The organism is Alteromonas sp. ABH4_456, from assembly GCF_056160645.1.
On record NZ_JBSWXO010000005.1, the window covers coordinates 319,363 to 342,813 of the forward strand.

At 47.8% G+C, this 23,451-nt stretch carries 24 protein-coding genes; 6 read left to right on the forward strand and 18 right to left on the reverse strand.

The genetic code is table 11. From position 1 onward, the window contains the following. Positions 1 to 25: 25 nt before the first annotated feature. Positions 26 to 796: a type I methionyl aminopeptidase gene (map, locus tag ACXAG2_RS10685; RefSeq protein ID WP_474866790.1), complete on the reverse strand. Its 771-nt coding sequence runs from the start codon at positions 794 to 796 to the stop codon at positions 26 to 28. After that, the gene (locus ACXAG2_RS10690) at positions 789 to 995 is read right to left on the reverse strand and encodes a ParD-like family protein (RefSeq protein ID WP_303573285.1); all 207 of its coding nucleotides are present in this window, start codon (positions 993 to 995) and stop codon (positions 789 to 791) included. The genes map and ACXAG2_RS10690 overlap by 8 nt, the downstream gene beginning before the upstream one ends. Before the next feature lie 237 nt (positions 996 to 1,232). On the opposite strand from ACXAG2_RS10690, the gene ACXAG2_RS10695 reads away from it, so the two are divergent. The 4 genes from ACXAG2_RS10695 (at position 1,233) to ACXAG2_RS10710 (ending at position 5,141) form a co-directional block, all read left to right on the forward strand. Further along, the gene (locus tag ACXAG2_RS10695; protein ID WP_474866792.1) at positions 1,233 to 2,375 is read left to right on the forward strand and encodes an MBL fold metallo-hydrolase; all 1,143 of its coding nucleotides are present in this window, start codon (positions 1,233 to 1,235) and stop codon (positions 2,373 to 2,375) included. Between the two features lie 103 nt (positions 2,376 to 2,478). Beyond that, positions 2,479 to 3,687: a sensor histidine kinase gene (locus tag ACXAG2_RS10700; protein ID WP_474866794.1), complete on the forward strand. Its 1,209-nt coding sequence runs from the start codon at positions 2,479 to 2,481 to the stop codon at positions 3,685 to 3,687. Positions 3,688 to 3,797: 110 nt separating this feature from the next. Beyond that, positions 3,798 to 4,160 carry a RidA family protein gene (locus ACXAG2_RS10705; RefSeq protein ID WP_303573281.1) on the forward strand — a complete coding sequence of 121 codons (363 nt, stop codon included), beginning with the start codon at positions 3,798 to 3,800 and terminating at the stop codon, positions 4,158 to 4,160. Between the two features lie 174 nt (positions 4,161 to 4,334). Beyond that, positions 4,335 to 5,141, forward strand: a complete 807-nt coding sequence (locus tag ACXAG2_RS10710) for a sensor histidine kinase (RefSeq protein WP_474866796.1) — start codon at positions 4,335 to 4,337, stop codon at positions 5,139 to 5,141. On the opposite strand, the gene ACXAG2_RS10715 is transcribed toward ACXAG2_RS10710, so the two are convergent. Next, entirely contained in the window at positions 5,142 to 6,332 is a 1,191-nt protein-coding gene (locus ACXAG2_RS10715; RefSeq protein ID WP_474866798.1) for an MFS transporter, read from the reverse strand. A 161-nt stretch (positions 6,333 to 6,493) separates the two neighbouring features. Here ACXAG2_RS10715 and ACXAG2_RS10720 point away from each other — a divergent pair, with 161 nt between their 5' ends. After that, on the forward strand, positions 6,494 to 7,387 hold the full coding sequence (locus tag ACXAG2_RS10720; RefSeq protein ID WP_474866888.1) for a LysR family transcriptional regulator: 894 nt from the start codon (positions 6,494 to 6,496) through the stop codon (positions 7,385 to 7,387). Between the two features lie 20 nt (positions 7,388 to 7,407). Here the strand turns inward: ACXAG2_RS10720 and ACXAG2_RS10725 are convergent, their stop codons facing one another. The 6 genes from ACXAG2_RS10725 to ACXAG2_RS10750 form a co-directional block, all read right to left on the reverse strand. Beyond that, positions 7,408 to 8,343, reverse strand: coding sequence for an AraC family transcriptional regulator (locus tag ACXAG2_RS10725; protein ID WP_474866800.1), 936 nt, complete (start codon positions 8,341 to 8,343; stop codon positions 7,408 to 7,410). Between the two features lie 151 nt (positions 8,344 to 8,494). Next, positions 8,495 to 9,265 carry a glycosyltransferase family 2 protein gene (locus tag ACXAG2_RS10730; RefSeq protein WP_474866803.1) on the reverse strand — a complete coding sequence of 257 codons (771 nt, stop codon included), beginning with the start codon at positions 9,263 to 9,265 and terminating at the stop codon, positions 8,495 to 8,497. Continuing rightward, positions 9,258 to 10,034, reverse strand: coding sequence for a glycosyltransferase family 2 protein (locus tag ACXAG2_RS10735; RefSeq protein WP_474849363.1), 777 nt, complete (start codon positions 10,032 to 10,034; stop codon positions 9,258 to 9,260). Before ACXAG2_RS10735 ends, ACXAG2_RS10730 begins: the two co-directional genes overlap by 8 nt. Continuing rightward, positions 10,024 to 10,950, reverse strand: a complete 927-nt coding sequence (locus ACXAG2_RS10740; protein ID WP_474866805.1) for a DUF6492 family protein — start codon at positions 10,948 to 10,950, stop codon at positions 10,024 to 10,026. Before ACXAG2_RS10740 ends, ACXAG2_RS10735 begins: the two co-directional genes overlap by 11 nt. Positions 10,951 to 11,326: 376 nt before the next feature. Next, positions 11,327 to 12,268 carry a PDR/VanB family oxidoreductase gene (locus ACXAG2_RS10745; RefSeq protein WP_474866808.1) on the reverse strand — a complete coding sequence of 314 codons (942 nt, stop codon included), beginning with the start codon at positions 12,266 to 12,268 and terminating at the stop codon, positions 11,327 to 11,329. Continuing rightward, complete coding sequence (locus tag ACXAG2_RS10750) at positions 12,265 to 13,326, reverse strand: aromatic ring-hydroxylating dioxygenase subunit alpha (RefSeq protein WP_474866810.1); 1,062 nt, start codon at positions 13,324 to 13,326, stop codon at positions 12,265 to 12,267. Before ACXAG2_RS10750 ends, ACXAG2_RS10745 begins: the two co-directional genes overlap by 4 nt. A gap of 237 nt (positions 13,327 to 13,563) precedes the next feature. Here ACXAG2_RS10750 and ACXAG2_RS10755 point away from each other — a divergent pair, with 237 nt between their 5' ends. Further along, positions 13,564 to 14,274 carry a GntR family transcriptional regulator gene (locus tag ACXAG2_RS10755; protein WP_474866813.1) on the forward strand — a complete coding sequence of 237 codons (711 nt, stop codon included), beginning with the start codon at positions 13,564 to 13,566 and terminating at the stop codon, positions 14,272 to 14,274. A gap of 44 nt (positions 14,275 to 14,318) precedes the next feature. On the opposite strand, the gene ACXAG2_RS10760 is transcribed toward ACXAG2_RS10755, so the two are convergent. The 9 genes from ACXAG2_RS10760 to ACXAG2_RS10800 all read right to left on the reverse strand — a co-directional run bounded on the left by ACXAG2_RS10760 (position 14,319) and on the right by ACXAG2_RS10800 (position 23,445). Then, complete coding sequence (locus ACXAG2_RS10760; RefSeq protein WP_474866816.1) at positions 14,319 to 15,179, reverse strand: DNA ligase; 861 nt, start codon at positions 15,177 to 15,179, stop codon at positions 14,319 to 14,321. Between the two features lie 149 nt (positions 15,180 to 15,328). Next, positions 15,329 to 15,904 carry a protein tyrosine phosphatase family protein gene (locus tag ACXAG2_RS10765; RefSeq protein WP_474866819.1) on the reverse strand — a complete coding sequence of 192 codons (576 nt, stop codon included), beginning with the start codon at positions 15,902 to 15,904 and terminating at the stop codon, positions 15,329 to 15,331. A 24-nt stretch (positions 15,905 to 15,928) separates the two neighbouring features. After that, entirely contained in the window at positions 15,929 to 17,623 is a 1,695-nt protein-coding gene (locus ACXAG2_RS10770; protein WP_474866821.1) for a class I SAM-dependent methyltransferase, read from the reverse strand. Positions 17,624 to 17,737: 114 nt separating this feature from the next. Further along, positions 17,738 to 18,166 (reverse strand): DUF3010 family protein, encoded by a 429-nt coding sequence (locus ACXAG2_RS10775; protein WP_119503238.1) that lies wholly within the window; start codon positions 18,164 to 18,166, stop codon positions 17,738 to 17,740. A 159-nt stretch (positions 18,167 to 18,325) separates the two neighbouring features. Further along, a complete protein-coding gene (locus ACXAG2_RS10780) occupies positions 18,326 to 18,700 on the reverse strand; it encodes a hypothetical protein (protein WP_474866824.1) in 375 nt (124 codons plus the stop codon). 123 nt (positions 18,701 to 18,823) lie between these two features. Beyond that, on the reverse strand, positions 18,824 to 20,257 hold the full coding sequence (locus ACXAG2_RS10785) for a glycoside hydrolase family 140 protein (protein ID WP_474866827.1): 1,434 nt from the start codon (positions 20,255 to 20,257) through the stop codon (positions 18,824 to 18,826). Positions 20,258 to 20,303: 46 nt separating this feature from the next. Then, positions 20,304 to 21,620, reverse strand: coding sequence for a glycoside hydrolase family 43 protein (locus ACXAG2_RS10790; RefSeq protein ID WP_474866891.1), 1,317 nt, complete (start codon positions 21,618 to 21,620; stop codon positions 20,304 to 20,306). Then, complete coding sequence (locus ACXAG2_RS10795) at positions 21,557 to 21,967, reverse strand: family 43 glycosylhydrolase (protein WP_474866829.1); 411 nt, start codon at positions 21,965 to 21,967, stop codon at positions 21,557 to 21,559. The genes ACXAG2_RS10790 and ACXAG2_RS10795 overlap by 64 nt, the downstream gene beginning before the upstream one ends. After that, on the reverse strand, positions 21,964 to 23,445 hold the full coding sequence (locus ACXAG2_RS10800; RefSeq protein ID WP_474866832.1) for a nucleoside hydrolase-like domain-containing protein: 1,482 nt from the start codon (positions 23,443 to 23,445) through the stop codon (positions 21,964 to 21,966). Before ACXAG2_RS10800 ends, ACXAG2_RS10795 begins: the two co-directional genes overlap by 4 nt. Positions 23,446 to 23,451: the final 6 nt, after the last annotated feature.

Consider the following 23,451-nt stretch of genomic DNA (forward strand, 5'->3'; position numbering starts at 1 on the left):
GCGTTCATTCGCTGCCTTTTGGTTTTTAGTGTTCTTCATCCCGCAATGTAAGCACTTCGAACCCGGTTTCAGTCACCAGAATGGTGTGCTCCCATTGTGCTGAGAGTTTTTTGTCGCGGGTCACCACTGTCCAACCATCTTTCTTCTGCTTGGTTTTGTAAGTGCCCTGGTTAATCATCGGCTCTATGGTAAATGTCATGCCTGACACTAAATGCATGCCTGTGCCCTTGCGGCCATAATGCACAATTTGCGGTTCTTCATGCATTTCACGGCCAATACCGTGCCCGCAGTAATCCCGCACGACACTGAAGCCTTCTTTTTCCACATGTGACTGAATGGCATGACCAATATCCCCCAGCGTCGCGCCTGGTTTTACCGTTTCGATGCCTTTCCACATGGCTTCGTAAGTCGTATCTACCAGCTTTTTCGCAATGGGTGATACTTTACCGATGCAATACATTTTGCTGCTGTCGGCAATAAAGCCATTTTTCTCCAGCGTGATGTCCACATTCACGATATCACCTTCCCGCAGCTTCTTTGCCACCGACGGCACGCCGTGACAGACCACTTCGTTTACCGATGAATTAAGCACATATTCATAGCCATACTGCCCTTTGCTGGCCGGTCTTGCCTGCAAAGTATCAGTGATGAATGCATCGACGAAATCGTTCACTTCCATGGTGGTCATGCCGGCGTGTATTTCCTTGTCCAGTGCATGAAATACGCTCGCCAGGAGCCGGCCGGATTCGCGCATCAGTTCGATTTCCTGCGCATTTTTTATCGATACATTACTCATGAACCAGTCTCACTGTTGATACGTTTTGCTGACGTTTTTCCTGTTCCAGAATTTGTTCATACGTAAGCGTGGGATTTTGCTCGGCCAAACGCCCTATTTTCATCCAGAACTCTGCCTGTGAATTGATAGAACGCTCCATCACCACACTGTTTTTACGCACTTCTTCATGAAGTTGGTCGGAGATTTTGACAATGCCCATGCCTACACCAATAAAATATGATTTGCTACATATTGCTACACATTATAAAAAGAATCAAAAGGAAGTCTGCTTAGTCATTCAAAGCCGTATTTCACGATACCTGCATTCGTCGAACCAGTAGTCATCCGGGTTCAACACTCTCTTCCCCCCAGCCTTGCTTTACCAGCCGGAAAACCGGCATAGTACTGACTTGAACGCAGAAAGATTGCGTCCCTGCCGCGATTTAGCTGATAATTTTTGAACGCACTAAATGACGGTGAAAAAGTCGCTGGAGTACCTGCTTTGGGTGTTATGAAGAAACTACTGGTCTGGTCGCTGGCCATTGTGTCGCTGCTGTTTGTCAGCGGTTTTTTATTTGTGAAGTTGTCGCCGGTATTTGGTGGTAAGCCTGATGATCAGACCCGGACGCGGATGCTGGCTTCCGATAACTTTAAAGACGACATTTTTGTTAACCGCCACCCTGTTTCCGACGATCCCGACAGCCCGAAGCCTCCCATGGGAAAGTGGCTGAATTCGGTTATCTTCCCGCCGGCGGGTAAGCACCCTTCCGGCTTGTTGCCGGCAAAATTGCCGGATTTTGTTGCACAGCAAACACTGTCGTTTACCTGGTTCGGACACTCCACCATTCTTATCAATACGGGGTCAATGACTGTACTGACAGATCCTGTTTTTTACCGCGCTTCACCTGTGTGGCTGATTGGCACACCATATCCGGCAGATAAAAAGCTCACTATCGACGGCCTTCCGTATATCGATGCGGTGCTGATTTCTCATGACCACTATGATCATCTGGATGCGAAAGCCATCGCTGAGCTTGATAGTAAAACGGGTCACTTCTATGTACCCCTTGCTGTGCGTGCTCATTTACTGAAATGGGGTATCGATGACAGTAAAATTACTGAGCTGGACTGGTTCAGTGATGCCATGCTGAAAGACACGCGGTTTATATTTACGCCGTCGAAACATTTCAGCGGACGCAAACCCGGACAACGCAACGACACACTGTGGGGCTCGTGGGTTATTCAGGCACCTGAAGTGTCGGTGTATTTCAGTGGCGACGGTGGTTACAGCCCTGATTTTGCCGAAATAGGAAAACGGTTTGGTCCTTTCGATATGGCATTTATGGAAGACGGTGCTTACAGCCCCTACTGGCCGGAAATTCACATGTTGCCGGAAGAGTCCGTGCAGGCATCGCTGGATGTAAAGGCGAAGAACGTGATGCCAATCCACTGGGGTAAGTTCGACCTCGCTTTTCATGACTGGAACGAGCCGATGATCCGGTTCACCCGGGCTGCCGAAGAAAAGAACCTGAATGTAGCAACACCGCACATTGGCGAAACTTTCACACTGGAATCGCTGCCGCAGCAAAAATGGTGGTAATGTCCTAGTTGCTTACACTGGAAAAACATATCATTTAATATTTTAAATAAACAAAACTATTGCGATATAGTTAGTCGATCCACACCTGTACCCGAGACAAAAAATGCCACACTCCCCGGATGTTTCAGTTTCCATTATTCGATCAATTGATTCTGTACCCCACATTTTAAAACTCGTAGCTGAAAGTACGGGAGTTGGCTTTGTGTGCATCGCGCATGTGACACCCGATAGCTGGACCGTATGCGCGCTGCACGATGAGGTCGATTTTGGTCTCGCAGTGGGTGGCAAGTTAGATGTTACCTACACCTTGTGCAATAGTGTCAGGGCTATGAATAAAGAAATTGTTATCGAGCATGCGGACGAGGATCCGTTATATGCAGATCATCCTGTTCCAAAGATGTTTAACTTTCAAAGCTATTTTTCTTTTCCTCTTTATGATGGAAATGGAAAATTTTTTGGGACACTTTGTGGCCTGGACAAAAAAGCTTTAACACTAAAAAGCGACAAAGTATTAAGTATGCTAGATTCCTTTTCTACCCTTCTTACCAGGCAGATAGAGAACGCAGCAGCATTTGCGGACGCCAAAACTCAGTGGCAGCACCAAAAAGAAGCTGTTCAGTTGCGCGAACAGAACATAGCAATACTTGGTCATGATCTACGAGCTCCGCTCTCTACTATTTCCGTTGGATTAGATGTAATAGAAAATATTACGAATGAACCTCAGACTGCGAAAATAGTTAAAATGATGAGAGCGAGTACTTTTCGCATAGAGAGATTAATTAGCGATGTAATGGATTTCGCTCATACCCGGGCTAGCCAGGGCGTTATCGTGCAACGAAGAAAGACGGATGAATTGGGAGACAAGCTTTCTCATGTAGTGGACGAATTATCGAATAATTATCCCGCCGCGACAATTACCGGCGACATTATCATTAATGATGTGATCTACTGCGATCCGGATCGACTTTCGCAACTCTTATCCAACCTTCTGATTAATGCATTGATTCATGGTGAAGATGGCCGCCCCGTAACTGTTAGCGCTCAAGCTGAAAAATCAATGCTTTGTATTGAGGTGGCAAATTATGGCCCTACAATCCCGGCGGAAGCCATTGACAGATTATTTCAACCTTTTTGGCGGCAAGAAGCCGGACGGGAAAGTGAAGGTTTGGGATTAGGTTTGTTTATAGCCTCAGAAATTAGTAAAGCGCATGATGCAAAACTATTCGTGAGCTCTAAATCTGCTCGCACAGTATTCTCTTTTCATATGCCGGTACTACCAGCTTCAATGACCACCACAAACGATAATCACTAAGTCTCACACAGCGTTATTAGTAAAACTCATTAATGCGCGGTGATCCTTCGGGTCGATTTACCGGAGCAAAAATGCCACACTAGACGTTTTGCAATGAAAGCCTCACAGCCATGAAAATACATCGAATTAATCCCACCCGACGCTGGTCTGAAGTCACTGTTTTTAACGGTATCGCGAACTTTGTTGAAGTACCGGAAGACGAAAGCGCCACCACTATCGAAGCACAGGTAAAAGCCGTGTTTTCTCAGGCTGAAGCCATGCTGGCACTGGTGGGCAGCGACAAGTCCCGAATTCTTACTGTCACTATTTACATCACCGACTTTGCCAATGTAGACCGCCTCAATGCGGTATGGGACGAATGGTTTGACGAAGGGACAGCCCCCAGCCGCGCCTGTGTGAAAGTGGAACTGGCTGATCCGGACTGGCTGGTAGAAATGGCGTTTACGGCTGCAGCCGGTGAAGACTACCTGTAAATCCGCCACCCGTTTACCCTCTGAGTGGTGCAAATATGTACCACTTTCTTCCACAACTGACCCGTCACTTTTTTTGCAGTTCTGCTTTTTAGCCACTACGCTTTTATCAGGTACAGCAGGCGACATATGCTCCTCTGCTTTTTGGTTCTGAGCACTGAAACTGAATTGACGTACATGAACAAAGCATTTGAAAATTCATCCTCTCAAACAGATCAGGAAAAGCAGTTTGAATCTGAAAAAATGGATGCAGTGGGCGGACTGGTCGCCGGTGTTTCCCACGAAATCAACACGCCCCTGGGTGTTAATATTGCAAACTGTACGCTGTTGATGGAACTGCTTGACGAACTCAAACAGGACTTTGACAACGGCGAGCTTGATACCGATAAATTCGCAGAGTTCCTGGAGACTTCTCAGGACATCACTTCCAGTATGCTGAAGAACATGCAGCGCGCATCGAAGCTGCTGACCAGCTTCAAGAAAGTTGCGGTTAAAAAATCTGAAGAAGCCAGCCAGCTGGAGCAGGTAAACGTATCAGAACTGGTCACAGAATTTATTGCCTCCTATGAGCATCATTCTCAGAATAAAACCATTACTTTTATTCCAAGATTTCCACCCAAAATCATCGTCACCACCTACCCGGCCGTGCTTATTCAGATCCTGACGGCACTCACATCCAATGTGATGATCCACGCCTCAGGCCCGGGTCATGAGCATTGCAAAATTACCATCACCATTGCCCCCGGCGGCGATGGATATCAGTTTACTTTTGCCGATGACGGTGTGGGGATCACCGAAGAAGAACTCAAAAAAGTGTTTGAGCCTTTCTACACCACTAAACGGGGTGCAGGAAACGCGGGCCTGGGACTGAGTGTGGTGTACAACCTGGTAAAAGTAACACTGGCCAGCGACATTTATAATGAAAGCACGCCGGAAGGCGGGTTTGTTGTGTCGTTTAAACTACATAACCTGATGGCGGAGTAATCACTCCGCCTGAGGCTTAATCACTCCGCGACCACTCCCCACCAGACATAACGATACCAGCGTCAGCACCACACTGCCTGCAAAGGTCACATTGATACCGAAACCGTCCAGTAATACACCGCCGACTGCTGCACCGAAAAGTATCGCCGCCTGAATAGCTGCCACAATAATACTGCCCGCCGCTTCTGGTGCATCATCCACATTCTGACTGAGCCAGGTCATCCAGCCGATGGACATAGCCGTGTTGCAGATGCCCCATAAAGCCAGCAGCACACCTACCATGAATACAGAACCGCTTAATCCGATCAGTCCGGCGGTTACCACACTCATCACCAGCGGCACCCCTTGCAGAAAGCGTACGGCGTGATCGTTTGCGAATTTGCCGCCAAGCCATGTGCCAACGAATCCGGCTACGCCGAGTAAAAGTAACAGGAAGGTAAGCAGAAGAACGTCCCCTTTCACTTCAGATTCGATGTAGGGCCGCAAATACGTAAACATGGCAAATGCACCGGCATAAACACAAACAGAGGCAATGATGCCGCGGGCAAAGTAGCCCCGTTTCAGTAATCCGAACATCTCACTAAAACCTTGTTTTTTATCTGTGGGCATGGAAGGCAGTGAAATCATCTGCCAAATCAGATTAACTGCCACCACAGGTACCAGTACCCAAAACACGCCGCGCCAGCCAATCAGATCGCCCAGGTAGCTGCCAAGCGGAGCAGCGAATGCAGCAGCCACGGCCTGCCCTGAATACATGATTGCCAGAGCCTTTGATACACTGTCTGCCGGTACCAGGCGCATGATCACAGCAGTCGCCAGCGACCAGAAACCGCCGACACAAATTCCAAGTAACGCTCTCGCTACCATCAACATGATGAAGTCAGGCGCAAGGGCAATGAATACCAGTGACAGCAGCATACACCCTGTCATCGCCAGCAATACCCATTTCCGGTTTAGTTTGCCGGCAACAGTACTGGTTAACAGACTGGCGACAACGGCAAAAAAACCGCTGACTGAAATTGCCTGACCGGCTTGCCCTTTGGTCGCATCCAGGCCATCTGCAATAGGTGTGAGCAAACTGACAGGCATAAACTCAGAGGCAATCAGCATGGCAACACACAGTGTCATTGAGAACACTGCACTCCAGTAACCGGCTTTGTTGTTGTTATCATTTTGATGAGTTCTATTCATTACAACCTGCTCAATAAAATACATGTTAATTATATTTTCGTTGTTTACAGGGAACAATTGGCTCACTGTCATCTCAACCATGAATTTATTTCATCAAAGAAGATGTTTTTTATGCTGACACTGCGTACACTGGCAGGCACATTAGCGAAAGAGATGATGTGATGATCAGAGATGAACTGGGCGATTTGTCACTTTTTATGGTGGTCGCAGAAGAAAAAAGTTTTACCCGCGCAGCTGTAACACTGGGCGTATCACAGTCGGCAGTAAGCCACGCGGTGAGAAGACTGGAGGCTTCGGTGGGGATCCGGCTGTTGCACAGAACCTCACGAAAAGTGTCGGTAACCGATGCCGGTGAGAAGTTACTGGCTGCTCTGAAACCCGGTATCAGCCAGATCACTGCCAGAATAGAAGAGCTGCGGATGCTTGGCGATGCGCCCAAAGGAACGGTGCGGATTTCAGCCAGTAAACCTGCGGCCCGTTTTCTTTTGTGGCCGAAGATATCGGGTATTGTCCGGGATTACCCCGAAGTGAATATTGAACTGAACCTCGACAGCCGTCTGAATGACCTTGCTGCGGAACGTTTTGATGCCGGTGTCAGGCTGCGTGAATTTGTCAGCCCCGACATGATTGCGATAAAAATTGGCCCCCCTGTATCACTGGCAGCAGTCGCTACGCCTGACTACTTCCGAAAACATGGTGTCCCCGAACATCCCGACGAACTTGACCATCACGCCTGCCTGTCTCTGCGGTTTAGTGCGCTGGCACCGGCCTATGACTGGGAATTTGAAAAGGACGGTATTGAGATCGTGAAAAAAGTATCAGGCCCGTTCATTTTCAGTGAAAGCGATATGTGTATTGATGCGGCACGTGAGGGCCACGGCATTGCCTTTGTCACTGAACAGGAAGTAGAAAATGAAATAGAAAGCGGTGCATTACGCCGTGTACTTGCGGACTGGTGCCCGCCTTTCGACGGCTACCATTTGTGTATTTCCAGCAACCGGCAGATCAGTTCCGCCATGCGACTGGTTATCGACCGGTTGAAATATCAGGAATAAAGGCGCGGTGATATTCACTGTCACCCCGCCTGCAAAGTCCTTTTTTCGCCTTCGATGATACGCCACTGCGCTTCCACATCCCGCTTCGGAGAGTTACCAAAATACCGCGAATATTCACGGGAAAACTGGGAAGGACTTTCATAGCCCACACGGTATGCGGCGTCTGAAGCGTCAATTTGTTCGCCTATCATAAGACGTCGGGCTTCCATCAGTTTAAGGCTTTTCTGATATTGCAGCGGACTCATAGAGGTGAGCTGTCTGAAATGATGATGGAAGGTGGATTTACTCATTTGCGCACGTTCCGCCAGCTCTTCCACGGTATAAGATTGCGTAAAGTGAGTTTTCAGCCAGTCAATGGCTTTCGCTATCCTTAAGCCCTGACTCCCTGCTGAAATAATATGACGGAGCCTGTCCCCCTGCTCCGAATTCAGAACCCGCCAGTAAATCTCTTTTTTAATCAGCGGAGCCAGCACTGAAAGCGATGCCTTATCGTCCAGCAGACTAACCAGACGGTCGCATGCATCCAGCAACTCCGGCGTAGTATTACCAACGGACATACCACTGTTAGAAGAGGCCAGGGTTTTGGTATCTGCAGACGCTTGCATGAGCAGTTCGCTCATTGTGGTGAAATCCAGCCGCAGCGCCAGACCGAGATACGGTTCAGCACGCTCTGCTTTTAAAATTTGCGCCTGCGCCGGTAAGTCCAGTGAGGTAATTAAAAAGCGGTAGCGGTTATAATGAAAGATATCATTACCCAGCGCCATCCGTTTTTCACCCTGCACCACCAGCGCGATACTTGGTTCAACAAAGCAGGTTGTACACTCCGTCGGCGCATCTTTGCGATAAAAACTGAGTCCGGCAATGTCCGTGATCACATTTGACTGACCGGCGGTGTGCCGGCCAATCCGGTCAGCAAGTTTATCGCTGATAATATCGATGGCTGCAGAGTGAAGCATATTCCTGATCCCGGGTGATAAAAAAACGCTGTTTATAACGTTATTTTTAGCACAAGGCAGCCAGAAACGGATAACGTAATTGTCCGGTTTTATTGCCTGATTGTCCGGGACTTCGGATTTTAGTTACTTTGAATTTCTATCCGTATGAGTACTATTTATTCCGCTCAGTCAGCTCGAACAGCTTCGCTTCTTTTAAAAACGCATACATAGATTCAATGTACGCGTGGGCCAGTCCCCGCTTGCCGGACATGAAATGCCGTTTGAACAGGTAAGTTTTTAAAAATGTCAGCGGGAAAACCAGCAACAATTTCAGCAAAGACGGCTTTTTGTTGCTGTTAAATTTCTGCTGCGCTTTCAACGATGAATAACTGTTCTGTTTATTCATCAGCAGCTCGGTACTGCCATAGCCATAGTGCATGACCAGCCCTTTAATATCGCCGGTGGTGGTCCCCTTTTCCAGGTTCACATTCTCATGCACCATGCGATCTTCAGGGTATCGGGCAGTGCCCTGTCTGAACAACCGCACAATATGGCGCTTTGATGCTTTAGACGACATGGGTCTGCCCCAGAAAATATCTTCGAAGTGCAGACGGTACGCACCGTGCGACGGGTTTTCGCCGGTAACTACTGTTTTAACGTGTGCTGCGGATTCTTCACTCAGCACCTCGTCACCATCAAGGTTCAATAACCAGGGCTGAGTACACTGACTCATCGCAAAGGCCTTTTGTTTAGCAAAGCCGGGCCAGTTCCGGTGAATCACTCTGGCCCCGTGACGCTCTGCAATCATGATAGTGTCATCGGTACTGCCGGAGTCCACCACAATAATTTCTGCAGCAAAGCTGACAGCAGAGAGCACCTCGTCCAGCCTTTCAGCTTCATTGAAGGTAATCAGATAAACACTCAGAGGACACGGGTTACTCACCGGCACTTCCTTCTCTGTTCATGGCCCACAGTGCGGCGTATTTATGAAACCCATACTGGGCAAGAATAATGGCCATCATCAATCCGGCTCTGCCATCCAGAAAGCCACCGCGAAGCACATACTGTTGCAGAAAATCGGTAAAGAAACGCAGACAGGCATAACCCAACGACGCCTTTTTACCACGGGCAAATTTATCTTTTGCAGACAATACCGCGTACTGCACATGCTTATCGATAGCGTGTTTATAGTTACGCCAGCTGTAATGCAATAAAGGTGATTTAAGCACCAGTACCTGCTCTTTTTCCAGGATCAGCGATTCATGCACGCTGGCTTCTTTGAACTTCGCACCATGCTTTAAGAACAATTTACCCTGCGGCGTGCTGTAACGTCCGTGCTTCAGCACAGAACCCAAAAAGACAGTATGCCATGGGCATTTTATGAAGTTTGCAGACAGGTGCTCTGAAGACAACACAGCCACAATTTCATCTCTGAGAGCAGGCGTGACTTCTTCATCGGCATCGATGTTCAGTACCCAGTCATGTTTGCAATAAGTGAGGGCACGGTTTCGTTGTACACCGTAACCCGGCCAGTCTGTTTCGATGACCTCGTCTGCATACTTTTTGGCGATACCGACGGTATCATCAGTACTTCCTGAGTCCAGCACAATGAGTTGATCGACCCAGCCATGCAGTGATTTCAGGCAACGCTCAATTCTGTCGCCTTCATTTTTGGCAATAACAAAACAGGATAACTGCCGTTTAGCTGGCATGAAGCTTCCTCTCAGGACCCGGGATGAAAGGCGCTATTTTGTCCCATACAAGATTATTGTCAAACCGCATACTGCTGTTTACGACACAAAATAAACCGTGTCCGTTCGGGGCGAAGCTTTGCTCTGCCTGCCAGGCTTCAAAAGGGTGTGAATCGTGAATTAACAGCGCCTGAGGATTTTCAGCTGTGCAGGCATCCACGTGGTATTTCTCCAACATTTTGCGCTTGTGCGCCGTCAGATAATACAGAGAATATTCGGTCCATCTGCCACGGCGATGCCGGTAGAGGGTCCAGTTCGTCGGCGATTTCGGATTATGCAGACCGCATAATTTATCCACCCACGACCCCTTGCCTCGCAGGTTAGCGGCAATTTCTTCGCCGGTAGCTTCGCTGATGTCACTGGCCATCAGCGCCGGTGTTACTGTCATGCCCAGCTCAGGATTCCCCACATCGCCGGACATTTTTAAGATGCGGGCAGAAGACTTCCACCACTTGGGATGCTGCGCCCGCTGCTCGTACTGGATTAGCGCTTTGCCGCCGGGTAATAAAAGCGATTCAGTCAACGGACGCAGGCAGATAGCGTCGGCATCCAGTGTCAGATAATAAGGCGTGGTAATTACTCTCGGTGCTGCCAGCTTGACGATTTGCTGCTTACGCCAGCCGCGGACATGACGGTGCTTTTCAAATTCCGGAATAAGCGCTTCTTCGGACATCACGCGAATAGAAAATTCTGACCACTTCGCAGTGCGACGGCGAATAATATCCACTTCATCCGGAGGACAGACTATCAGAAACTCACTAAAAACCTCAGCGGCATTAAACGCACTGAACGTGGCAAATAGAATTTCCGTGCGGCCCAGATCATCAACACCGTAACTTCCCTGTATGCATAATGGCAAAACTGCTGTGATAGCCATAGTGATGAAAACCTCCTGTTTATAAAATATCTTAAATCTTTATATCTTTGTTCTGCTTTGTGACGGAGCACAAAGATGGGTTTAAAAGAGTTTAAAAGAGAAAACACCATCAAACGCAAACAAAAAGACACGGTGACCATTGCCCGGTTCATATTTTTACGCTTCTTTTTACAGTATTAATATTTTCTGAAAGGAAGCGTCAGTCAAGTGTATGTGTTTGTACAGATTACGATGAAAGACTCTGTATGCTCAGAGTATATGGAAAGGCTGCGATACCATATTCGACGAACGTAGGAGTGGGTCGGGTAACTTAAAGAAGAAACGCTTAAAATCGTGAATATACTGACGCACATTCACGATTGAGTTTTTCAGCATTCTACAGATCCAGCACTAAGCGTCCGCTTCTGGCCCGCGAACAGCAAGGGGTGATCAGTCTCATCTGTTGTTTTTCTTCGTCGGTGAGAAAAACATCGCGGTGCTCAGCTTCGCCATCCAGCAAGCCGGTGACACAGGTGCCGCACACCCCTTCTTCACAGGAAACCGGCACAAACACGTCATTTTCTTCCAGCACCGAGAGGATTGTGCTGTCTTTATTCACGGTGAAAATGTCACCACTGGATTTGAGTTCAATCTCAAATGCTTCATCTGATGAGGTATCTGTTTCTGCTGCGGTGAAAAACTCGCGGTGCAGTTGTGAAGGCGATAATCCGGCGTTCTTTGCGGCGCTTAGCACATCTTGTATGAACGCGCCCGGCCCGCACACATACACCTGTGCTTTATCAGGGGCACCATAAAAACAACTGTTCAGATCAACCCGCTTACCGGCGAATGCAGCCTTACTGATAACGTGCACACAGGATGCCGGTCCGAGCCGGTCTGCATACACGGCCCGTTTGTCGTTAGCAACTGCATAGAAAACACGGAACGGCCGCCCTGCTTTCTGACAGGCTTCAGCCATGGTCACAATGGGCGTAATACCAATACCCGCAGCAAACAGGTAGCAGGGCGCATCGCTGTTATCGAGGGCAAAGTGATTACGGGGCTCACTGATGATCAGCGTGTCGCCTTTCTGCACTGTTTCGTGCACGCTCACAGAGCCGCCACGGCTTTGTTTATCTTTTAGTACGGCGATGGTGTAATGATTATCTTGCGGCTGACCGCACAGAGAATACTGACGGGTGAAATCACCCGGCAACTGCACATCAATGTGTGCACCGGCTTGCCACTCAGGCAACCGGAGGCCATTTTCAGCCACCAGCTTTAACTCACATACCGAATCATTGAGTAATATTTTAGAGACGACTGTCGCTTTAATCATGCCACCTGCTCCGCAACAGAAGACTCCGATTCAAGCTCGATGGCTTTTGTGATCATGCGTCTTGCCTGCACACCACCTGCGTCGATATCCAGTTTCAATAGATGGCGTTCAGGATAGCGGCTGAGGTTCCGTTGCTGGCGTTCCAGCATTTCCTGATCTTCGGCAAAAATTTTACCCTGCCCCTCGCGAATTTTATCGGTCAGCGCCAGATCCTGCGGTTTGAATTTTCTGGCCATGCCCCAGAAGTACAGAATAGAAGTGTCGGTCGCCGGCGTGATGAAATCCACCACAATACTGCTGGCTTTCACCTCATCGGGTGCGTGATACCCGCCTTTACCGGCCAGAGCTACGCCCACTTCAATCATCACGTGACTGGGTAAGTCGAAACGGCAAATTTGCCAGCGATCTACCGGCGCATTCTTATCCAGCCCGTTCATCTCCATTGCAGCCTGCCAGAATGGCGGAGGCATAATATTTTCCATAAACCGGCTGGTCACCACCTGCTTACCTTCCATAGTGGTTTTTACCGGTGTTTCATCAATTTCTTTTTGTCCGATACTGGTGGCATGCACATAGGTTTCGTGCGTTAAATCCATAAGATTGTCTATCATCAGCCGGTAATCACAGGCGATTTCATACAGCCCGCCGCCGTACGCCCACTCAGGACTTTCTGCCCACTCGAGATGAGGAATGTCAGTCACACAGGCTTTTTCTTTGTCGCCGGGCCATATCCAGATATAGCCATACTTTTCCTCAACAGGAATAGCGCGGATGCAGGGAAAACGTTCCGTTCTCTGATTAGGCATAGAGTGGGTTTTACCGGTTTTGTCCATTTGCAAACCGTGATAACCGCATACCAGCTTGCCATCTTCCACATAACCCAGCGACAAGGGAGCTCCCCGGTGAGGACAGAAATCTTCAACGGCCTGAATTGCCCCTGTTTCATCACGATAAAAAGCAATGTCGATATTGCATACGGTTCTGCCAAGTGGCGCAGTGGTATTGACCTCGTCAGCCGCTGCCGCCACATACCAGGTATTTTTCATAAACGTCGTCATAGGAACACCCTGAAATTGGATCCAATGTTAAAGTAAAGTAACGGTATTAACTCTACACTAACTTTGATATTGGATCCAATAGTTCATTATTCGGACTAAAAAATAGCGATAATCCGGTTTCACAAACAAGAATGGATCCAAAGGATGAAATGCGCGTTGTCTCACGGAGTACATGATGTTTTTCGCGGGGGCGTGTATGCTTGTGTCAGTTTGTACAGCATAAACAACAGGTTCATTGTGGTTACAGGTAAACACGCTGTTATCAGTATTCTGAGAAACAAAATCCTTTCCGGTGATTTTGCTCCGGGTGAGCGACTGGCGGAAATCCCCACCGCGGATGCGCTGGGTGTATCACGCACACCGGTGCGTATTGCATTCAGACAGTTGGCGCAGGAAGGACTGCTTACCAAACTCCCGCGACGTGGTTATCAGGTTCGTCATCTTAATCAGGAAGACATAAACGGTTCTGTGGAAGTGCGTGGAGTGCTGGAAGGACTGGCCGCGCGGCTGGCGGCAGAGAAAGGCCTTAGCGAAGCGCATCAGGCACAATTAGCAAAATGCCTGCATGAGGGCGATGAGATTTTTGCTGACGGCGAACTCACCGATGACGATGTACAGCGTTATGTAGAAATGAACAACACCTTCCATTCGGTGATCCTTGAAGCCAGTTGCAATCCTGCCATTGCGGCGGCATTACAGCCCAACGAATTTTTACCCATGGCCTCGGTCAGCGCCATGGTGTTTGATCCGAAAGACAGCGCCAGGGAATATAGGCGCCTGCTTTACGCACACCAACAGCACTATGCCATTGTTGATGCGTTGCTAAACCGTCAGGGAGCGCGTGCCGAAGCCTTAATGAAAGAACACGCCCATGCTGCACTGGTGCGGTTTGATGCAGTGCGGGACTCTTCATCAGTGAAAGTGTACCGGTTAGCCGGGCAAAAGTGAGCAAAGAGAGGCCGGCAGAGATGTGACTCTCTTTACTGATGATTTCACATATCCTTGTCCGGCCTTACCCGCATAAAACTGGCAAACCTGGGCAGACCTTTTTGTGTTCTGCCGTAAAATTTGTAAGTGATCCAACTGCCCACCGGTGGCGGACTGGCGCGGTCTGCATCGCTCAGGCCACTGCCTATTTTGAAAGTCAGGCCATCGCGACTTTGCACGATGAGCGAGCCGGTCAGTCCTGCATATTTGCCTTTCCCGGGCACATAGCCAATCACTTTTGCTTCATCATCTTCGTGACGTTTCAGTTTCAGCAGCAGCTCACTGCGACCATCCTTATACAGGGCCCGCCTGTGATGCAGCATAAGCCCTTCACCACCCGCATTAACGACCTCATCCAGCCTTTGCTCCAAAGTTGCTGCACTGGCAATCTGCTCCTGTAGTACAGCTTTAAGCGTAATGTTGTTTGTACTGGCCACCAGCTTATTGATTAGTTTTACCCGCTCAGCAAAGGACTTTGCAGAACCCGGCAAGTCGAACACCATCATGCTGATTTCCTGCCACCGTTCATCCGGCGTATCACGCAGCACTACCGATGCAATACGCTGAAAATCATTACGCTTCGTCCACAACTCCCCGTCCAGCGTCTGCGCCGGCCAGTTTGCAGTAAACCACTCAGGCGCATATATTTTATTGCCGTTTCGCGTTTTCAGTTCTGTACCCGTCCACCGGGCCCGGACGCCATCCAGTTTTTCACTTACCAGGTAATTTTGAATATCTATCGAATCTGAGTACTGTGAAGCGAGTTGAAGAGGCATGTTTTCTTCATCAACAGGCTTATTTGCCAGCGCATCAGCAGAGAAGACAGTGACAATTATGAGCAAAAAAGCACGGGCGGGATGTGTCATTCAGGTAGTCCGGTAAGGTAAAAGACTCAGACTACAGCGCGGCCCCGATAAGAAAACCGGGCTTACGGGCAGATTAGGGGCGGTTTCAGAATGCCCTAAATAAAAAGGGGCGAAATGGAAGGCGCATTTGATGAAATGCGCCGCGGCATTCAGCTTACTTGATAATGCGCTTTAACGGTGTCGATGAAAGCCTGCCAGGTTTCATTAGGTTGCCAGATGGCATCCAGGTCAGCCTTCGCCTCAGCTTCAGACTCGCCCAGTTGGGTGACACGGTACAAATAGGTAAACACAGCACCACGCCAGTTCAGTTTACAATGGGTCAGCGTTGTTCCTTCCCGGCTCTGTGCCTGCTGCATATAACCCACGTACTCCTGAAAATTTTCCAGCGTCGGGTTATCCCACACCACCTGCACATTTTCGTACGCCAGGCCGGTATCCAAAACAATTTCCCGTTCCTCACTTCTGTCACCGGGGATCAGGTCAATCACAGTGGTCACGCCCTGCGCTTTGAACACATCAAAATGAGGCTTTGACGGCAGGCCGGAACTTACCATATTTTCAGTATTTACCTGAAAATTCTTCAGCGGCGGCAGCTTTTCAAAGTTACCGCTGTCAGCAGCCTGAGCAAGTGTAGTAAACATCAGAGTAGTCAGTAGTAACAGGTGTTTGAATGCGTTCATCGTTCCCTCGTTGGCGAATGGTTCGGGCGGCTTCAGTAAGCTCACTATAGGGGTTAACGCCGCGCCGTACTACCATTCTTTTAGTTGCTGGAAATCTTTAATTCTGTCCCGCTGCATCACCATGGCTTCGAATACGTCTGAAAAACTGCGGTTTGCGGCACTTAAATTAGGAAGAGACAGGTTAGCCTGAATAAAAAACTCATCAGCCTGATCCTGCCAAGCCTGCTCCCACCATCCGGTAATGACATGCCGGCTATTCATCATCCGCAAACTCGTCGGTAACTTATCGGATTTTTCAGCATTTATCTTTGATTGTGCCGGTAAAAGATTCCAAAGATCGTTATTAGGCCAGCGTGCAAATGGCATTGCGTGATCAACAGCGTAACTGTTTATCCTGATAGTCTTGCGGGACCAGCAGCATTTCACTTCTTCCTGCGTCAGCAACTTGTCTACACGGCCCCTGACTCTGGCTGTTGTTCTGACAGGATCTTCCCAGCTCAATGCACGGAGTAAATCCCCTTTAGATACCGTGCGGTTTTGTCTGGTCATGTAGCTTTCCATCAGCGCTACCCATTCATTCACCAGCGACGGTTCTATCCAGACGCTGAATCGTGAAAGGGAATCCCAGTTGCGTTCAGGCACATAGAATTTACCCACAGATGCAAAATAAGCCCCGTCGAGTGACAGGTTGTCCTTAAAACGGGGATGGCTAAGAGTGACATGAAATACACTGTCTTTTGTACCGGGAAGCGTGATGTATCTGGCCGGCATATCTCTGATAACGGTGGCCACATCCTTTATGGTGCGATGAACGGCGCGGGCACTCAGAGGGTCTGAGAAGTTCGCCCCGACATACAAATCATTGCCGGAAAATGAAGCCAGTTTTTCCCAGCCATCTTCTTTCAGGAATCCGGGCTTTTTAGTCGGGTCGCTGTTCTGCGGGAGATTAAAATGATCGAGGAGAGGCTTAAATAAACGGATCCAGTACAACGCCACCAGTCCCGCCGGTAATACAACATACCCGTCGGTACGGTCGATAACCGCTCCTGGGTGACCCTCCGCTATTCTGAGCAGGGTTCTGAGTAAGGCGACTTTGTATGTCGACGACTTACTGTCGTTTACGATGATATTTCGTAGTAACGGAAATGCACCGGAGCCGTCGTCCGGTAGCGTGAGTACCACGGTTTCCCATGTTACGTCACTACGTCCAAGTTCATCAGGTTTTGCTTTTTTGTTCAGCAGCCTGAAGCTTAATCCAAACCGCTTTGCCAGCGCTGACAGTTCATCTGCGGAAACCGGATACATCGTGCGCCCGTCATCAACTGCGCCACCATGGCGAAGAGAGATAACAATTTTGCCATTGGCTTTTAGCAGACCACTGACTTTGCGCAGGCAGCGCTCCCGCTCAGAAGGCACAATGTGCATCCAGACCGCGCTGAGTAAGATAAGATCGAACCGGGCAGACAGGTTAAACACTTTTTTGAGTTCCGGCAGACTGTCATCAAGCCAGTGAACAGGTTGATTTACGGCATAGTGTTGTGCCCGCTCGCGTATGCCGCCGGCTGGCTCAACTGCAACAACACTTAACCCTCTGGACGCCAGATAGCGTGCATCACGACCGGAACCTGCGCCAATATCCAGCGCAAAACCCTGTTGCGGTATTTCATCCAGCCAGTCCTCATGCACCTGCTCGAAAGACACACTGTTGTACTGCGCAGTCAAACGCTCAGCATGCTTCGAATAATAGGAGATGTTGTCAGACAAGCAGCGTTTCCTTCGCCAGCCATTTGCAGGATGCAATTGAATGAAACAGGTATATCAGCAAGGCTGGGTTTGGCACAAGGGAGAGATACTCAGCAAACTGGCCTTGCGGGAAAATTACAGGTGTTGACTCATGTAGGCCAGAGCAGTTTCAAATGCTGACTTTTGGAAACCTTTTAAACCAGTCTCGCTAAACTCTACGTACATCTGGCTATCTTTTAATGCTGCTTTAATTTCGGTCGGCGGCATTATGATAACTTGCACCCCGCTTAGTAATTCCAGCGCCGCCTCCAATTTGAAGCCAATGGCCCCACCGGCAAACTTGCCTTTCATCGGACGCTGGCGGATAACGATTATTTCGATTTTGTAATCCTGCACCAACTGAGCAAAGGATTTTTGGAAATACTTAAGCTCATGGGCAGTAGCGGCTTTTTGCAGGCTCAATTTACGAGTGCGGCAATCAGGAAGCCGGAACATATCGTTCTCAAGATTCAACAGGGCAATGTTTGCATCATTTCCCGCCAGTTCAACACCACATACACGCATTACAAAACTCCACCTTAAAGTACCGATCCGGATTATACCGGATTTACTGACTTATCGGCTGGTTTTTCTCTTTATAGATGACTTTCTTTTAGCTAATTTCTTGATCTAACGGCCGTCAGGGAAACCTCTATCGGTATTCAATGAATTACGCCAGGCTGCCTAATTTCGCGAGTGGTGCACTTCGGAGTTGAATTCGCGGGTGGCCAAATTCACTATGCCACTACAAGTTGCATTAAGTAAATTTACAAATTTTGATGGTATAGAAGCATTAGTTTGTTTCAAATCATCTAAAGCGTCACGAACAGTAATAGTCTCTCCATTGACTAATGTTGCTAGAAATGAATTTCCAAATAGCTTTAAATCAGCGGGTTTTGTTGCATCAAAATAGTTTAAGTGCCCAAAAGGCAAATCACTACCAACTTTTTTAACGAGGTTATAAAAATCTAATGAGTTAGAGAATAACTCTGTATTGGCAGAATCATCATCGAACTTTTGTAAAATGCTTTCGAGGTAGTCAAATTTAACAGCAATCATGATGACAATACAGGTGTCGTTAAAACACTGCAGCATACATCCTAAGGTATGCCCATTCGTCTATTAGCAATTGTTGATAAGCAGAGCCGCGAACTTAGCGGCTATTCATTCTTAGATACAGAATTATTGTTCATTGACCGCGTCCAGCACTAACACCCAGTCATTACCTTCTTTAATTTCACCTGGCGGATCAAAATGCAATATACCATTATTAACAAACGTTTGCTGCGGTGAATATTCGCCATTGCGGGGGTTGAACCAACTGGTTTTTATCATCTCTCCCTCGAATTTACCGGTATCAACCGCAAAATTTCGTCCAGTATAGGTATAAATAAACGCATAGTGTTTACCACGGGTAGCCAATACATAATCGTACTCGGTACCGTTGTTACCAGCAATCAGTGACTGATCGGGAACGCGTTCAAAGAAAGGGCGAGATAACATCAGCTGCTTTAAGTATTGCATTTGCCCGGCACCGGGTTCGTGCATGGCTTGATCCCAGTAGTTACGCACACCGAACGAACCTTTACCGCTGTTTGGTTTGTGCATCTGCATAACGGCATTGTTCCCGAATGTATGGCCAAAGGCACCGGCAAAAACCGCCCAATAGGCATAACGGCGGGTCTCGGTCGCCGTCCAGTAACCTTCTTCAGGATTGTGTAATCCACGAGGAATATTTTCATAAGACGGCTCACCATCAATCGTCGGTTTTACTGGCTGCATAGCGTAATCTTCAGCCACATACCGCCAGTTGTCTTCACCTTTCCACGTAGCGGGATCGTCAGCACCGATTTGGTCGTATCGGCGATGGCCGGATTGAAACATATTAAAATCTAACCAGTCACTATTGTGAAACCATGTCGAGGATTGCGTGCGGCCACGGGGATGAAAGGTGATGAGTTGTTGGTCGGCATGTTTATCTAAGGTTGTGCCCATTTTCTCCCACACTTGGGGAATTTCGTTGCCATAAATATCACCGCCGTTAAGCCAGATGATGTTGGGTCTATGAGCAAATCGTTGACCTAACCAATCGGCATATTGAGCTGCCCATTCACCATCTTCTGGCTGTTTTTTGGCGATAGTTCCCCAAGCGGGGACCATGGCCAGATATAAGCCTTTTTTTGCGGCTAAATCGGCAATGTAGTCAACGTGATCCCAGTAGTCGTATTGTTCTTCATCGGTGAATGAAGACCCTTTAGTGACTTTAGGCTCAGTAAAACCTTCGCCATTAAACGCATAGTCACCATAAAAATTAACTGCCGGTAGGTCATGGATCACCATGACTTGAATAACGTTAAATCCTTTGTCTTTTCTGTCGTCTAAATAACGTTCTGCTTCTTCTCTACTGAGTTTTTGAAACAACAACCAAGCTGTATCGCCCAACCAAAAGAAAGGTTGTCCGTCTTGATACTGTAAAAAACGACCATTGGTAGAAACTTGTAATTCCTGCAGTACATTGCCGCTTTTAACGGGTGTATGAATGAGGCTAGAACAACCACTCATCATTAACAAAGTGGCAATCAACACATTGGCAATATAGCGCATTTTTAAACACATAAAATGTCCTCTACCTTAAAATAAAACAACTTAATTAGAATCTGGCTTACTGAGTGCAACAAGAGAGGGGCAGGCTAAAATTAAATTCAGTAAAGTCCGCATAATGTTGCTCTGCACGAGCTTGACTTTGCTCCAAGCGAGCAAATAATCCTACTTTAGCTCCGACCCAACGACCGGCCCTCGCCTGAAATAATTCATCAAAGATTTGAAAACGTCCCTGACTATCTACATAACCTGAAGTCACTACACCACCGGCTGACACAGTAAAACGTATGGTCACTGTATCGCTCGACCATTCAACTTGGGCTTTAAAATTTTCTGTACAATCTTGGCGGGTATTTTTACATTCGGCAAAACCTAACATGGTTTTACCCTCAGTTTTTTGGATGCCAATCCAACGATAGTCTTCACCAAACATAATGAGTCCGGCACTGATATTGTCGCTATTAGGGCCAATGTTCATGGTGGTCTGTACGATAAATTCTGGGGCAGGGAGTTTTTGCAATAAGATGGCTGGATTCAACCATAGGTTATGGGTTTCAGGTGCGATATCAGGCTGAGCAAACAACCTCAGCTGACCTTTATTGGCAGAAAGGGAATACCAATCCTCCTCATAATTGGCATTCCACTGCCACTGCAAGCTAAGTTTGCTCGCGCTAAAATCATCGCTAAATGGCAAGTTGCTAATGCTTTGCACTGGTCCTTTAGGTTTTGCATAATAACGCACTGGATTGCCAATGCCATCATGGTCAGCATCTACTCCAATCACCGGCCAATCATTTTGCCAGCTCATAGGTTGCAAATGCACTATGCGCCCATAGGCTGTTTTAGACTGAAAATGTAAAAACCAATCCTCCTTGGCGGGTGTTGTTACCCAAGCCCCCTGATGGGGTCCATTAATTAAGGTATCACCTTGTTCCATAACAGTTTTATGCTCATAGGGGCCTTGAATGTTAGTGGCACGAAATACGGTTTGCCAACCAACGGGGACACCGCCGGCGGGAGCAAAAATATAATAGTAGCCATTACGTTTATAAAATTTAGGGCCTTCTAAAGTTTTATAGCCGGGGATTTGATGACCATCGACAATGACCTTTCCTTGAGGTTCTACGGCACTGGCATCAGCCGTCATCTCATGTAAGGTCAATATATTGTTAATACCCGCACGGCTTCTGGCCCAGCCATGCAATAAATAGGCTTTGCCATCGTCATCCCATAGCGGGGTGGGATCGATCAATCCCTGGCCGGCTAGAATTAAACGGGGTTTACTCCATTCCTGCTTAGGATCTTTGGCTGTTACTACATAAATACCAAAATCGGGAGCAGGATAGAAAATCCAAAATTGTCGGTCGTGATAACGGATATTGGGTGCCCATACCCCTCGCCATGGCGCGGCTGCGAAAAATGCGGCTCAGGCACTTGCACAGGCAGTGCGTGATTGACCAACTGCCAATTAACTAAATCTTTTGAATGTAAAATAGGTAAACTAGGGGCTGCATTAAAACTCGAGGCTGTCATGTAATAATCGCCATCGACAGCGACGACATCTGGATCAGAATAGTCAGCGTACAGAATAGGGTTTTGGTAGTAGCCATTGCCTAAATCAGCCTGCCAAGGTGCTGCAGTTTGTTGCCTTGGCTTGGTGCACGCCACTATGTTTAGTAGCAAAATAGTGACGATAGTTAGTATTAGACTAAGTCGTAAGATCATGGTGTTACATCCACTATCACACGTTGATAACGAGTTAATCGTGGCGTGCCATGGTCGGTCACCGCCAGAATGAAATGCATGGTGCCGGTACCGGGTGGCATCACCCGAGATGTTTTGACATTAAACCAGGCTTTCGGCTGATCAAAGTTTTGGATATCGTGTTTTAATCCGCTGCGGGAATTGGACATTCCACGCGTACCGGCTTCTTCATACACAAACCAGTGATATGATAAAGCATCACCATCAGGATCTGTTGAATTAGACGCATCCAGCTCTACACGTTGTCCCGGTTTGGCAACAATGTAAGCGGGATGATTGAGTTTAGGCACTGGAGGATGGTTAGCTTCTGCATAGGATTTAATTGTCCAGTCCATCCGAGCTGAAAAATCATTCTGGTAAGCTTCGCGCCAGCGCCAAATGGTCGCGTGATTGGTGGTATGCCATTCACCATCATTGCCAAGCACTTCATCCTGCGCATTAGTCCAGATGGGGCGGGTTTCTTCTTCTAAAAACCACTTTTCCTTTTTCGGTGTATACAACTCGTAACGGCCGCCCCAGCCGCCCCAGTTAGGATTTTCAGGGTTGTTTAATCCATTGTTGACTAAGTAGAGAAACGCAGGAGAATCCCCTTCCATCATAAAATGCCAGAATGGGTATTTCGTTCCAAGTGGTCCTTTACTGCGAACATGGCGACCTAACCATTCATTCGTCACCAGCTCAAAATCAGCTCCACCAAAACGCCCATGAAACTTATCCCCACCGATGGCAATCCAGGTAGCATGATGAAAACCACCACCGGCATTAATACCCGGTGTGACAATATAAAACAATTCCGGAAATTGATTACGGATCCAGGGGCCACTGTTATCCTGGTCAGAAATCGCATACACCCGCAATTTTGATATAAATGCTTTAAGCTCTTTTTCGCTTCGTGTTTCCCTGACTTTCCATAAAGCCTGAGCCAATACATTTGGGCCACCCCAGACATTTACCCACAAAGGGCGGTTATCATCGCGATCCACCGCACGAATCAGCAACTCAGAACCGCTGGAATCCTTACCCTTACCTACTGCATTCATATCGTGAATAGGTAAGCTTTTAGCGATCACTTTTTGTAAAGCCGACGCTGTTGGATAACCTGGTTCGTGTAATACCAGATTATCACGGACTTCACCGTAAGCAGCGACGATATCCTCAATATAATGCGGTTCGACCTGATCCGCTCCTTGAGGCGTAGCGACTAACCCTTCTATGTCAAAGTGATTTGCATACGTCAGCAATCGCACTAACGACATTTGGTCATCAGGATCACCACCAATATCTGTTAACACAAACAAACGTTTTTTTTCACCAATGCTTATGCTTTCTTCTGCAAATGCTTGATTGATACTACCGCAACAGAGCATTGTCACCACCAGTCCATGTCGGATTAACCTAGTAAAATTTTGATTCAAAAACTTCTTACTCATATTCAACATTTTTTA